Raw genomic sequence first — 12,531 nt, 5'->3', positions numbered from 1 at the left:
GTTTCTATGCAACGAGGGATAGTCTGGATCGTCGATGACGATAGCTCCATCCGCTGGGTGCTTGAGCGCGCACTGACTGGAGCGGGTCTGAACTGTGTAACATTTGATTCCGGTAATCAGGTGTTGGATGCATTGGCGACACAAACTCCGGACGTGTTGTTATCAGATATTCGTATGCCCGGCATGGATGGATTGGCACTGCTGAAACAAATTAAACAGCGCCACCCAATGCTCCCGGTCATCATAATGACGGCACATTCTGATTTAGATGCGGCAGTCAGCGCCTATCAGCAAGGGGCTTTTGATTACCTGCCCAAGCCCTTTGATATTGATGAAGCTGTCGCGCTGGTTGAACGGGCGATTAGCCATTATCAAGAACAGCAACAACCGCCCCGTAGCCAGCCTGCAAGCGGCCCAACCGCAGATATCATTGGTGAAGCGCCGGCGATGCAGGACGTTTTCCGCATCATTGGGCGCTTATCCCGCTCCTCTATCAGCGTGCTGATTAACGGCGAATCGGGAACCGGTAAAGAGTTAGTGGCCCATGCACTACATCGCCATAGCCCTCGGGCTAAAGCGCCTTTCATCGCGCTGAATATGGCGGCGATCCCGAAAGACTTAATTGAGTCCGAGCTGTTTGGACACGAAAAAGGGGCCTTTACCGGTGCTAATCAGGTGCGCCAGGGCCGTTTTGAACAAGCTGATGGAGGCACACTGTTTTTAGATGAAATCGGTGATATGCCGCTGGATGTACAAACTCGCCTATTGCGCGTTTTGGCTGATGGCCAGTTTTATCGGGTTGGCGGTTACGCGCCGGTCAAAGTGGATGTGCGCATCATTGCCGCGACCCATCAAAATCTGGAACTGCGGGTTCAGGAAGGGAAATTCCGTGAGGATTTATTCCATCGTCTGAATGTGATTCGAGTGCATTTACCGCCGCTGCGTGAGCGCCGTGAAGATATTCCGCGCCTGGCACGCTACTTCTTGCAAGTGGCCGCTAAAGAGCTTGGGGTGGAAGCCAAGATTCTGCATCCTGAAACTGAAGTCGCGCTAACTCGCCTCCCCTGGCAGGGTAACGTTCGCCAACTGGAAAATACCTGTCGTTGGCTGACTGTGATGGCGGCTGGGCAAGAAGTGCTGGTACAGGATTTACCTTCCGAGCTATTTGAAACCAGCACCCCGGATGCTTCTGGTCAACGCACACCGGACAATTGGTCAACACTGCTGGCGCAATGGGCTGATCGCGCATTACGTTCTGGTCATCAGGATTTGTTGTCAGAAGCACAGCCAGAAATGGAGCGCACGTTGTTAACCACGGCACTACGTCACACTCAAGGGCATAAACAGGAAGCTGCGCGCCTGTTGGGCTGGGGCCGTAATACCTTAACGCGTAAGTTGAAAGAGTTGGGAATGGAATAAATTTTATTTGAAAGTCACCCTCATCACTGAGGGTGACATCATCAGATCACTCGGGAAAACTGTTGCCGACGTGCTTGTTTGCGTAAATAGATATCAAAGCACATACAAATATTACGAATGAGTAAGCGCCCGCGCGGTGTCACACGAATGCCATCATCATCCCGCTCCACCAGCCCGTCTTGTTCAAAGGGGGCCAATAGCTCAAAATCTTCGGCAAAATAATCCGCGAAACGAATACCATAATGCTGCTCAATTGGCTGATAACTGATTTGGAAATTACAAATCAGCGTTTTAATCACATCACGGCGCAAGCAATCATCTTCAGTCATGGTCAGGCCACGCCACAATGCATTGCCTCGTTGCTCGACAACGGCATAGTAAGTCTTCAAATCTTTTTCGTTTTGCGCGTAACTGTCACCTAACATACTGATGGCAGAAACCCCCAATCCGAGTAAATCACTCTCACCTTGGGTGGTATAACCTTGGAAATTACGATGTAATTTCCCTTCCCGCTGGGCAACGGCTAACTCATCATCTGGCCGGGCGAAGTGATCCATCCCGATAAACTGATAGCCGGATTCGGTTAAGAAACTGATGGTATGCTGCAAGATATCCAGCCGCTGCTCGGCGGTGGGTAAATCAGCATCTTTAATTTTGCGCTGTGCGGCAAACAAGCTCGGCAGATGGGCATAATTGAAGACACTCAGGCGGCCGGGGCTAAGTTCAGCCACCCGCTTGAGGGTAAACGCAAAGCTTTCTGGCGTCTGTTTTGGCAAACCATAAATCAAATCAATATTGGTTGAGTTAAAACCAAGAGCTTTAGCGCGAGCAATCAGCGCGAAGATAAAGTCTTCATCTTGCTCACGGTTAACCAACCGTTGAACTTCCTTATTGAAATCCTGCACCCCCATGCTCAGGCGGTTAAACCCCTCAGCCCGCAGGTGATCGAGCACATCCAGCTCAATTTCACGTGGATCGACTTCAATTGACTGCTCAGCACCGGGCAGAAAATCAAAGTTTTCACGCAACAGATTCATCAAATGAGTGATTTGTGTTTTATTTAGATAAGTGGGTGTCCCACCGCCCCAGTGCATCTGGCTAACCTGACGCCCGGCAAACAACGCGGCGCGCTGGCGGATCTCTTTTTCTAAGACCGCCAAATATTCATCAGCTTTATGTTGTTGACGTGTCACCAGCTTATTACAGCCACAGAAATAGCAAAGTTTATGACAAAACGGGATATGCACATACAGCGACAAAGGCCGCTGCGGGTAGCGTTTCACCGCCTGCTCAAAAGCAGATTCATCATAATCTTCACTAAATTCAAGGGCTGTGGGGTACGAGGTATAGCGCGGCCCTGAATAATTATATTTTTGAATCAGGGACAGATCCCAAACTATGGCGTTTTCAGACATGTTCATTCCTTCCGATATTTTCGCTTACCGGGCCGGTTAGGGGGCAGATGTTTTCGTTGTCTGGCCGCAGTAGCGCTGCGCAACCGCTTTCTTCGTTGCGACAGCCGCCATAGTTTACCCAATAACCACAATAGATAACATGTAAGTAGTAGGGCTATTATCGGGATCACCCACGCCATAATTTAAAATGTGTCTTTTGGATTACCGCTCTTCAGTAATTTTAGAATGTCTTCCTGCTTTTCTTCTTTCTCTTCTTCTTCGTCGTCACCCAGTTCAATACCCAGTTTTTCCATCAGGACATCAATACGGTCCAACGTCAGATCAACATAAGCTTGGTCTTCTTTGCTCAATACTTCGTCGTTATCGAGTCTATCCAGCAATGCATCCAGACGCTCATCGTTTTCCAGCTTAGTCAGCTCTTCTTCCGGCGTCAGGCGTGGCTTGGCTTCGACTTTCGCCACCGGCTTAGTGGTTGGCTTAGCTTTTATCTTACTGTCCACCACCAGAGGCACAGGCACTTTGCTGCCAATACGTGGATCTTTCTCTTGAGTCTCGGTTTGACCTTTCTTATTGCTGCCCTCGACATTAGTTCTCGCACCTGAGCGATTGCCACTGTGTCTTTTCTGACGTTTACGCTCGCGGGCTTCAATATCAAGCTCTACACGGGTTTTTTTATGACGCTTTGGTGTTGCGGTGCCTTTCGGGGCCGCACGGTCAGCGCGTGGTGCTTTATTGGGTTGTTTCATAACCTGTGCTCTTAAATGAATATGGGATCGGATTGAGTATATACCCGTCACCTTTCAAGTTGCAGATGCTCTCACTTGCCGTTTTCCTGCATCTTGAAATTTATTAGGTATAGGATTGGGCGGAATCTAGCAGAAAGAAGAGAAAGAAAAAAGGCGGCAGATTAACCTGTCGCCTTTTTTCGCACCTTCTGCGGAAGGATATCCTTACAGCGCACTCCCTGCACTTACATAACGTCCCGGTTTCTCCCTCCTGCAATTCGCTATCCTTGCCATCCCTCCAACCCTGAAGGAGACTCACCCGGCGCTCCAGCCTGTGTCCCTGAACATCCCTTTATACCCGTCACACTTCGACTCAAATTATTTAGGGTATATAAGCTCCTTGATCATCCCTGGCTCACCGTATATCCATTACATTCCTTAAGCATAGGCCACTCTCCCTGAGTGTTTATGCTCCTTGCCAGCACATCCCGCACTGTTCAAAACCATGGTTTACAAAAAGTAGTCATTTGTTTTTATTCATAAAATAATGATAAAAACAAACTAACTGCTGACAATTGTAGCCTACTTTTAATAAAATTTTTCTTAACAATCATTCAATGATAAACAATTAATTGCCCCTACAATGGCCACCTACTCACAAAACTGTTATTTCATCAAAAAAAACAGATTAATGGACATCACGGATCCCTGCACAAAAGCTATATGAGATAAACCCCCTTTTTTTGGCCCGATGCAGTTATAATCGCTCCATGTAAGCTATCTCTCACGGAGACGACAAATTTTGACTATCAGAAATTATAACTATCACATGACTCACTTCGTCATCAGTGCTCCGGATATTCGCCATCTGCCGCGTGATGAAGGTATTGAGGTGGCATTCGCTGGCCGCTCAAATGCAGGAAAGTCGAGCGCTCTCAATACATTGACCAACCAGAAAAGCCTGGCCCGAACCAGTAAAACACCGGGCCGTACTCAACTGATTAACTTATTTGAAGTGGTTGATGGTATCCGTCTGGTCGACTTGCCGGGGTATGGTTATGCCGAAGTCCCGGAAGAGATGAAACTCAAGTGGCAACGCGCACTGGGCGAATACTTACAGAAGCGTAACTGTCTGAAAGGGTTGGTTGTTCTGATGGATATCCGCCATCCGTTGAAAGATTTAGACCAACAGATGATTACGTGGGCTGTCGCCGTCGGTACCCCAGTGATGTTGTTGCTGACCAAAGCAGATAAGCTGGCATCTGGCGCTCGTAAAGCCCAATTGAACATGGTGCGGGAAGCTATCATTCCATTTATGGGTGATATTCAGGTTGAAGTTTTCTCATCATTGAAAAAGATTGGTGTCGATAAGTTACGCGAAAAACTGGATACCTGGTTTAGTGAGATCCCGCCGGAAGTGATGGTTGACGAGTATGACGACGAAGGCGAGTAATTGATGGTAAAAGCAGCCCGTAAGGGCTGTTACTTCAGGGGATGATGCTCCGATCTCCGCTTCAGGTTTCTCTGATAAAAACCGCCAACAGCCCTTTTCTATCCGCCAGTGGCTGGCCCATTTTCTGGCCTATTTTCTGACAAAGACCCAATAAAAAACGCCCCAGTCAATAAATGACTGGGGCGGCTAATATACAGCCAAATCCGATTACGTGAAGTAAAAGGTCTGAAAGATAGAACATCTTACCTCTGTACCCTACATCTGTAACTCTACATCATTTTTTCGCAGGGCAAAAGAATTTTTTGTTGTATAGTTACACAAATTGGCACGATTCAGCTTGCATCATCCCCGCATTATCACCACTAAATGTAGCTTAATTACATAAAGTGCTTTATTTATCGCCACTTACCCGCATAGATTACTTTCATAGATAAATAGTTAGTGCGCTTGATCCCAGTTATCACCCACACCGACATCCACTTTTAATGGCACGGCCAATTGCATACTCTGTTCCATCAGCTCACGAATTTTCTGCTCAGCGCTTTCCAATACACTTTCATGCACCTCAAACACCAATTCATCGTGTACTTGCATGATAACCCGCACCAAAGGCTCAGGTTCTTGCTGCAACCAAGCATCCACTGCAATCATTGCGCGCTTAATAATATCAGCGGCAGTGCCTTGCATCGGCGCATTGATAGCTTCACGCTCGGCCGCCTTACGGCGCGTGGCATTGCGTGAGTGAATATCAGGTAGATAGAGGCGGCGGCCATCCAGCGTCGTAACATAACCTTGTTCAGCGGCTTGCTTGCGCGTGCGTTCCATATATTCCAGCACACCAGGGTAGCGCTCAAAATAGAGATCCATATAGCGCTGCGCTTCCCCACGAGGAATATTCAGCTGTCGCGCTAAACCGAATGCGCTCATGCCATAAATCAGACCAAAGTTAATGGCTTTAGCACTGCGGCGTTGGTCGTTTGTGACTTTTTCCAATGGCAAACCAAAGACTTCAGCCGCAGTCGCGCGGTGGATATCCTTCCCAGCAGCAAATGCAGTCAGTAATCCTTGGTCTTGCGACAAATGGGCCATGATGCGCAACTCAATCTGTGAGTAGTCAGCCGCCATGATGCGGTAACCCTTTGGCGCAATAAAAGCCTGACGTATACGACGCCCTTCTTCATTTCGCACCGGAATGTTTTGCAGGTTAGGATCACGGGAAGATAAACGCCCAGTCGCCGTGACAGCCTGATGATAAGAAGTATGAACTCGCCCAGAAACCGGGTTAATCATCAACGGCAATTTATCGGTATAAGTGCTTTTCAGTTTCGCCAAGCCGCGATACTCAAGAATCACCTTCGGCAGAGGGTAATCCAGTGCCAACTCAGCCAGCACCTCTTCATTGGTTGAAGCCGCGCCTCCTGGTGTTTTCTTCAAGATCGGCAATTTTTGTTTTTCATACAAAATGGCCTGAAGCTGCTTCGGTGAGGCGAGATTGAATGGCTCTTCAGCCAATTCATGTGCTTGTTTTTCCAATTCATCAAGGCGAATAGTCAGTTCTTTGGAGTGTGCCGCCAATATATTTTGGTCAATCAATACACCAGTCCGCTCAATGCGGGACAATATTGGTAACAGCGGCATCTCAATTTCTTGGAATACTCGCTTAAGCCCCTCACTTTGCTGCAATTTTGGCCACAAGACTAAATGCAACTGTAAGGTGACATCAGCATCTTCTGCCGCATAAGGCCCAGCTTGCTCTAACGCAATTTGGTTAAAAGTGAGCTGATTTTTGCCTTTGCCAGCAATTTCTTCAAAGGTAATGGTCTTATGATTGAGATAGCGCTCCGCCAAGCTATCCATATCATGTCGGCCAGCAACACTGTCTAAAACATAAGATTCCAACATGGTATCGAAAGCAATACCACGCAGATCAATGTCATAACGCGCCAGCATGCTTTGGTCAAACTTAAGATTCTGCCCGACTTTCAGGGCCTTTTCATCTTCCAGTAAAGGTTTAAGCTGGGCCAGAACCCAATTTCTATCAAGCTGGGTAGGGGCGTCCAGATAATCATGAGCTACAGGCAAATAAGCGGCTTCACCCGGTGCCACGGCAAAAGAAAAACCAATTAAATTACTGCTAAGGGTATCAAGGCCGTCAGTTTCAGTATCAAACGCAAAAACCTCCGAGTTTCTAAGCCGTTCAATCCAGTCGCTTAAAGATTTCTCATCCAAGATAGTTTGATAATTTTCTTGTGAGAGCACCGCGGTAACTTCAACCGCAGGAGCTGATTCTGCTGCGACAAAAACTTTATTGCTGCTCTGCCCTGTTGGCCGATCTTTTTTACCCTCCAGCCATTTCCCTGCTTCAACATCCGCCAGCCAGCGCTTAAATTCATAGCGGCTAAATAATTGATGTAGCTGATCATCATCAGGAGCCGTGACTTTCAGCTCATCACAAGTCACATCCAGTTCAACATCCGTTTTAATCGTGGCTAATTTATAGGAGAGATAGGCAACATCTTTATTCTGCTCCAATTTGGCCGACATCGTTTTTGCACCACGAAATGTCAGCGAGGATATTTTATCCAAATTACTGAATAGCGCATCCAGACCACCCAGACCTTGTAATAAAGCCTGTGCAGTTTTCTCACCAACACCCGGCACTCCAGGAATATTATCTGAGGAATCCCCCATCAGGGCGAGAAAATCAATAATCAGCTCAGGGGGAACGCCATATTTCTCACATACCTCCTGTGGCCCTAAAATAGCGTTATTCATTGTATTGATGAGAGTGATATTCGGCGTAACTAATTGCGCCATATCTTTATCACCAGTACTAATTAATACAGCATGACCTGCTTTTTCAGCTTCTTGTGCCAAAGTGCCAATAACATCGTCAGCCTCAACGCCGGAAACGACCAATAAAGGTAATCCCATAGCCTTAACCATTTGGTGAAGTGGCTCAATTTGAGCGCGTAAATCATCCGGCATAGGGGGTCGGTGAGACTTATATTCAGCGAAAAGCTCATCGCGGAATGTTTTACCTTTAGCATCAAAAACTACAGCGACATGGCTTGGACGATATTGCAGCAACAAACTGCGCAACATGTTCAACACGCCATACATCGCGCCCGTTGGCTCACCGCTGCCGTTGGTCAGCGGCGGGAAAGCATGGTAAGCACGATAGAGGTAAGAGGAACCGTCAACGAGGATCAATGGATTTTCTGCAATCTGGGCCATAGAGTTTCTTCATCTTTATTCAGCAAGGTCTGACGCTAAGAATGCCATAGCTGGCAGCAAGAGACGAATCTTAGCGTCCATTCTTGTGCGAAAGAGAGCATTTTCACATTGTGATCTTAAAGATCTAACTTGTGGATAAGTTTGTGAATAAAAATATGAGTAGATTATAGTTATCGACCAGTTTCTTTAGGGCTATATTTTAATATGATTAAAATCATAAAGTTATAGTTATTGTTTTTTTCTTTACTGTCATAATTTATTTATCTAAATTGTGGATATTACTTATTTAGTTACCATCATAAGGTCAGTAAATTTTACTTATAAGAAAGTTATCGACGCCATTTTTTTATTACACAATGCAAACTCATTCTATCTTTTTTTCACTGTGAATATGGTCCATTACCTATCACTGGAATAGATGGGTTAACTAAAAACAACACCAAAACAAATAAAAATCATCACTCAATCGCATGAATATCACATTAGAGAAGGTAATATTTTCATGGCAAAGAGAGAAACAAACTTGAAATATACGGATATAAGATAAGTGAAAAAGGGGCTAATAAAATCCAGCCCCTTTTTTTATACGATTACTTTTGAGTCAGTAGGAACTTAACAACATCCGCATACTGTTTAACATAGATATCCATTGAGCTGGTATCCATGCCATCATTCTTAATCATATATTTGCCATTAACAAACATTGCTGGCACACCACGTAATTGCAAATCTTCAGCGGCTTTTTGCTGCTGAACAACCAGTGATTTAACCACAAAGCTGTTTAATGCGGCGTCATAGTCTTCACCACTCACACCTGCTTTGATGAATACATTACGGATGTCACCAGGTGTTTGTACAGTTTGTGTTTTCTGTACACCTTCAAACATCAATGGAGTGACTTTTTCCTCAACACCCAACGCCATAGCGACAGCCCATGCTTGAGTCAGTTCCTTGCCCAATGGACCGAGGAAATCAACATGGTAACGGGTCATTTTAGTCCCTTCTGGCAATGCTTTTTTGACTGCCTGAGGAACATGATAAACCTCTTCAAACTGGTAGCAGTGCGGGCAATAGAAAGAGAAAAACTCTAAAACCTGAGGCTCACCGGTTAATGGTTTGTTTAACGTCTGATACTGGGTGCCATCAGTAAATTGTGCTGCCGATGCACTGAATGCCATCACTATGCCAACAAGTGCTAACCATACATTTTTCATACTATAACAATCTCCATTATCTTAGCTTTAGTACATTGGCATTAGCTGCAGAGGGGGTGCCTGCAACAGCTTAACCTGTTCTGTAAATGAGGCAGTCTGTTGTAACCAGAAATCAGACTCCGCCATCCACGGAAAACTTTTAGGAAATGCAGGGTCTTGCCAACGCCTGGCGACCCATGCAAGGTAATAAACCATCCGCATCGCGCGTAACGGTTCAATGAGTGCAAGCTCGCGCTGATCAAAATCAGCAAACTCACCATAGGCTTCAAGCAAAATATCCAGTTGGATTAATTGCTCACTGCGTTCACCGTGTAACAACATCCAAAGATCCTGAACTGCAGGGCCATTTCGGGCATCATCCAAATCAACAAACATCGGCCCATCACGCCACAAAATATTCCCTGGGTGACAATCGCCATGTAACCGCAATGGCCGCCAATCTGTATGCCAATACTGCTTGATGGTGCTAATCAGTAGGTCAGTTGCCGCCAGAAATCTATCTCGCTGCTTTGCTGGCACTAACTCGCTACTGGCCAGTAACTGACGCGGTTCTGTTAGATACTCCTCAATGCCTATTGTTGAGCGAGCGACAAAAAGAGCATCACTACCCACCTGATGAATTCGGCCTAAATAACGCCCAACCCACTCTAATTGGTCAAGATTATCTATTTCATACTGCCGCCCGCCAACACTCGGAAAAACAGTAAAGAAAAAGCCACCGTGAGTATGCAAGGTGCGCCCGTTGAGCTGCAATGGGGCTATCACCGGGATTTCCGCTTCAGCCAAATCAAGCGAGAATTGATGCTCTTCTATGATTTGCTCACTGCTCCAGCGCTCAGGGCGATAAAACTTCACCACGTACCGTTTACGATCTTCATCCATAAACTGATAAACGCGGTTCTCATAGCTGTTAAGCGCGGTTAACCCTGAATCCACCCGTAATCCTACCCCTTCAAGGGCATCCATAATCAGGTCAGGCGACAAGGTCTGAAAATTAAAAGCAGAGCTGTTCATAACAACATTCAGTCTTTATAAGTGACAGCAGCGCGCTGAGAATAATAAATAGTATCATCAAAAGTCCCTATCTCCGCAGACAGGAGCATGACTAATCTTTAATGATGCCACGGGCACGCAATATGGCAGTTTTAAAGTCTTCCTCGTAATCTTTTTTCAGACCAGGAATGACTTCCGTTGATGCTGAACCACGCATTTTTAGATGATAAATAAGAATATCGTCCGTGAGTTCTGAAAGCCCACCTTTAAAACCGGCCTCATCTGATAGTTTTTGTAAAAACTGCACCAGATTTAAATCGGGTTCTTGCTGCCAGGCTGGATGTAAAAGCTCAATCAGTTCATTAACACGATGGCATTTCATAGCAAATTTATCCTATTCAAAAATATGCTGACAAAGTAGCAGGGATATTCACATAGGGAAAGAGAGCCTATTGTCAATAAAAGTAAATCCTGACCCGCCGTGCTATTTAAAGATACAATTCATCCGTCGGTTGAATGCAGCGGAGTGATAAAAATGAATCCCAATATTACAGGTGTTATTCTTGCCGGAGGCCGTTCTTCCCGAATGGGAGGCAATGATAAAGGACTTATTCTTCTTCACAATAAGCCGTTGTTTCAACATGTCATTGATAGATTAAAACCCCAAGTTAACGATCTCCTTATTAATGCAAATCGTAATCAAGAACTCTACCAACAAAGTGGAATTCCGGTCATTAACGATATCATTACTGGCTTTGTGGGGCCGTTGGCGGGTATGCACACAGGGTTGAGCTATTCAGCTACGGAATGGGTTGTATTTGCTCCTTGTGACGTCCCAGCGCTTCCAAGCAATTTAGTGTCTCAACTTTGGCAAGGAAAGCAGCAAGCACTTGCGGCTTATGTTCACGATGGCGAGCGAGCACACCCAACATTAGCGCTCATGCATGTTAGTCTGAAATCACTGCTTGCGGAGTATTTGGCAAAAGGTGATCGTAAGCTAATGATATTTATGGAAAGTGTTAATGCTAAATCCATAATATTTAGTGGGCAAAGAGACCAATTCAGTAACCTGAATACTCCCACAGACTGTGATTTATGGGAACAGAGTAAAAGAGGGGAATTATGAGCCGGAAAACACCACCACTATTAGGGATTGCTGCATACAGTGGTACAGGAAAAACAACATTACTCAAAAGCCTAATTCCTTTATTACAGCAGCGCCAAATCCGGGTTGGTCTGATCAAGCATACACATCACAATATGGAAATTGATACACCGGGTAAGGATAGTTATGAATTGCGTAAGGCCGGTGCACATCAGACCTTAGTTGCCAGTGATTGCCGCTGGGCGTTAATGACAGAAACACCAGAACAAAAACTATTGGATCTGCACTATCTTGCTAGCAGGTTGGATGCTTCAACTATCGATTTAATCTTAGTTGAAGGCTTTAAACATGAATCAATCAATAAAATCGCTCTATATAGAGAGGCGGTAGGCAAGCCGTTCTCAAGCCTGATTGATGAATATGTCATTGCTTTAGCAAGTGATAAGCCGATTGCCACTGATGTCGCACAACTGGATATTAATCAGCCAGAACAGATTGCAGACTTTATTTGTAGCTGGTTAGAAAAAACCAGAAAGACTGAAGAAAGTATTTAATCAGCACTATTACTCATATTAAGTTTCATCCGAACTAAACGCAAAAAGGCCACCCATCAGGGTAGCCTTTTCGTCTATTGGGTACTTCAAATACAAAATCTACGCCAAATTCCATTGCAAAATAGCCATATCTTTTAGCAGTTTTCATATTTTCCACATAGCAAAAACCCCACGCTTTTGGCATGGGGTCTCGGCTTTATTTGATGCCTGGCAGTGTCCTACTCTCGCATGGGGAGACCCCACACTACCATCGGCGCTACGGCGTTTCACTTCTGAGTTCGGCATGGAGTCAGGTGGGTCCACCGCGCTATGGCCGCCAGGCAAATTCTGTTTCAATTAACCCGCTATGCAATATCACACAGCCAGCCAATCCAATCTCGGAACTTCGCTGAAAATCTTAATTTCTCTCAAATCAC

The 12,531-nt window shown here is 45.6% G+C and carries 10 protein-coding genes and 1 rRNA gene; 4 read left to right on the top strand and 7 right to left on the bottom strand.

What is annotated here, in order from left to right:
* The first annotated feature begins 6 nt into the window (after positions 1–6).
* On the top strand, positions 7–1,419 hold the full coding sequence (gene glnG / locus OVO64_RS16715; protein ID WP_038637813.1) for a nitrogen regulation protein NR(I): 1,413 nt from the start codon (positions 7–9) through the stop codon (positions 1,417–1,419).
* A gap of 41 nt (positions 1,420–1,460) precedes the next feature.
* Here the strand turns inward: glnG and hemN are convergent, their stop codons facing one another.
* Positions 1,461–2,834 (bottom strand): oxygen-independent coproporphyrinogen III oxidase, encoded by a 1,374-nt coding sequence (gene hemN, locus OVO64_RS16710; RefSeq protein ID WP_038637810.1) that lies wholly within the window; start codon positions 2,832–2,834, stop codon positions 1,461–1,463.
* Positions 2,835–3,016: 182 nt separating this feature from the next.
* Positions 3,017–3,580, bottom strand: coding sequence for a Der GTPase-activating protein YihI (gene yihI, locus OVO64_RS16705; RefSeq protein WP_038637808.1), 564 nt, complete (start codon positions 3,578–3,580; stop codon positions 3,017–3,019).
* A gap of 781 nt (positions 3,581–4,361) precedes the next feature.
* Here yihI and yihA point away from each other — a divergent pair.
* Entirely contained in the window at positions 4,362–5,012 is a 651-nt protein-coding gene (yihA, locus tag OVO64_RS16700; RefSeq protein ID WP_038637806.1) for a ribosome biogenesis GTP-binding protein YihA/YsxC, read from the top strand.
* Positions 5,013–5,450: 438 nt separating this feature from the next.
* Here yihA and polA read toward each other — a convergent pair whose 3' ends face one another.
* From polA to OVO64_RS16680, 4 genes are all read right to left on the bottom strand, one after another.
* On the bottom strand, positions 5,451–8,249 hold the full coding sequence (polA, locus tag OVO64_RS16695; protein WP_038637803.1) for a DNA polymerase I: 2,799 nt from the start codon (positions 8,247–8,249) through the stop codon (positions 5,451–5,453).
* A 590-nt stretch (positions 8,250–8,839) separates the two neighbouring features.
* Positions 8,840–9,463, bottom strand: coding sequence for a thiol:disulfide interchange protein DsbA (dsbA, locus tag OVO64_RS16690; protein WP_038637801.1), 624 nt, complete (start codon positions 9,461–9,463; stop codon positions 8,840–8,842).
* A gap of 27 nt (positions 9,464–9,490) precedes the next feature.
* Positions 9,491–10,477, bottom strand: a complete 987-nt coding sequence (locus OVO64_RS16685) for a serine/threonine protein kinase (protein ID WP_038637798.1) — start codon at positions 10,475–10,477, stop codon at positions 9,491–9,493.
* 91 nt (positions 10,478–10,568) lie between these two features.
* Complete coding sequence (locus tag OVO64_RS16680; RefSeq protein WP_038637796.1) at positions 10,569–10,838, bottom strand: YihD family protein; 270 nt, start codon at positions 10,836–10,838, stop codon at positions 10,569–10,571.
* Positions 10,839–10,991: 153 nt separating this feature from the next.
* On the opposite strand from OVO64_RS16680, the gene mobA reads away from it, so the two are divergent.
* Both mobA and mobB read left to right on the top strand, forming a co-directional pair.
* Positions 10,992–11,582, top strand: a complete 591-nt coding sequence (mobA, locus tag OVO64_RS16675) for a molybdenum cofactor guanylyltransferase MobA (protein WP_038637794.1) — start codon at positions 10,992–10,994, stop codon at positions 11,580–11,582.
* Entirely contained in the window at positions 11,579–12,115 is a 537-nt protein-coding gene (gene mobB / locus OVO64_RS16670; protein WP_038637792.1) for a molybdopterin-guanine dinucleotide biosynthesis protein MobB, read from the top strand. The genes mobA and mobB overlap by 4 nt, the downstream gene beginning before the upstream one ends.
* A gap of 205 nt (positions 12,116–12,320) precedes the next feature.
* Here mobB and rrf read toward each other — a convergent pair.
* Positions 12,321–12,436, bottom strand: a 5S ribosomal RNA gene (gene rrf / locus OVO64_RS16665).
* Positions 12,437–12,531 lie beyond the last annotated feature (95 nt).

Origin of the sequence: Yersinia sp. Marseille-Q5920 (assembly GCF_946902935.1) — a bacterium.
GTDB classification, from domain to species: domain Bacteria; phylum Pseudomonadota; class Gammaproteobacteria; order Enterobacterales; family Enterobacteriaceae; genus Yersinia; species Yersinia rochesterensis.
Note: the sequence above shows the minus strand (reverse complement) of the source record. Positions and strands in the feature narration are given on the sequence as shown.

What these genes read in the sequence shown, in the direction of transcription:
- glnG (WP_038637813.1), top strand. Translation starts at nt 7, where the DNA reads ATGCAACGAGGGATAGTCTGGATCGTCGATGACGATAGCTCCATCCGC.
- hemN (WP_038637810.1), bottom strand. Translation starts at nt 2,834, where the DNA reads ATGTCTGAAAACGCCATAGTTTGGGATCTGTCCCTGATTCAAAAATAT.
- yihI (WP_038637808.1), bottom strand. Translation starts at nt 3,580, where the DNA reads ATGAAACAACCCAATAAAGCACCACGCGCTGACCGTGCGGCCCCGAAA.
- polA (WP_038637803.1), bottom strand. Translation starts at nt 8,249, where the DNA reads ATGGCCCAGATTGCAGAAAATCCATTGATCCTCGTTGACGGTTCCTCT.
- dsbA (WP_038637801.1), bottom strand. Translation starts at nt 9,463, where the DNA reads ATGAAAAATGTATGGTTAGCACTTGTTGGCATAGTGATGGCATTCAGT.
- OVO64_RS16685 (WP_038637798.1), bottom strand. Translation starts at nt 10,477, where the DNA reads ATGAACAGCTCTGCTTTTAATTTTCAGACCTTGTCGCCTGACCTGATT.
- OVO64_RS16680 (WP_038637796.1), bottom strand. Translation starts at nt 10,838, where the DNA reads ATGAAATGCCATCGTGTTAATGAACTGATTGAGCTTTTACATCCAGCC.
- mobA (WP_038637794.1), top strand. Translation starts at nt 10,992, where the DNA reads ATGAATCCCAATATTACAGGTGTTATTCTTGCCGGAGGCCGTTCTTCC.
- mobB (WP_038637792.1), top strand. Translation starts at nt 11,579, where the DNA reads ATGAGCCGGAAAACACCACCACTATTAGGGATTGCTGCATACAGTGGT.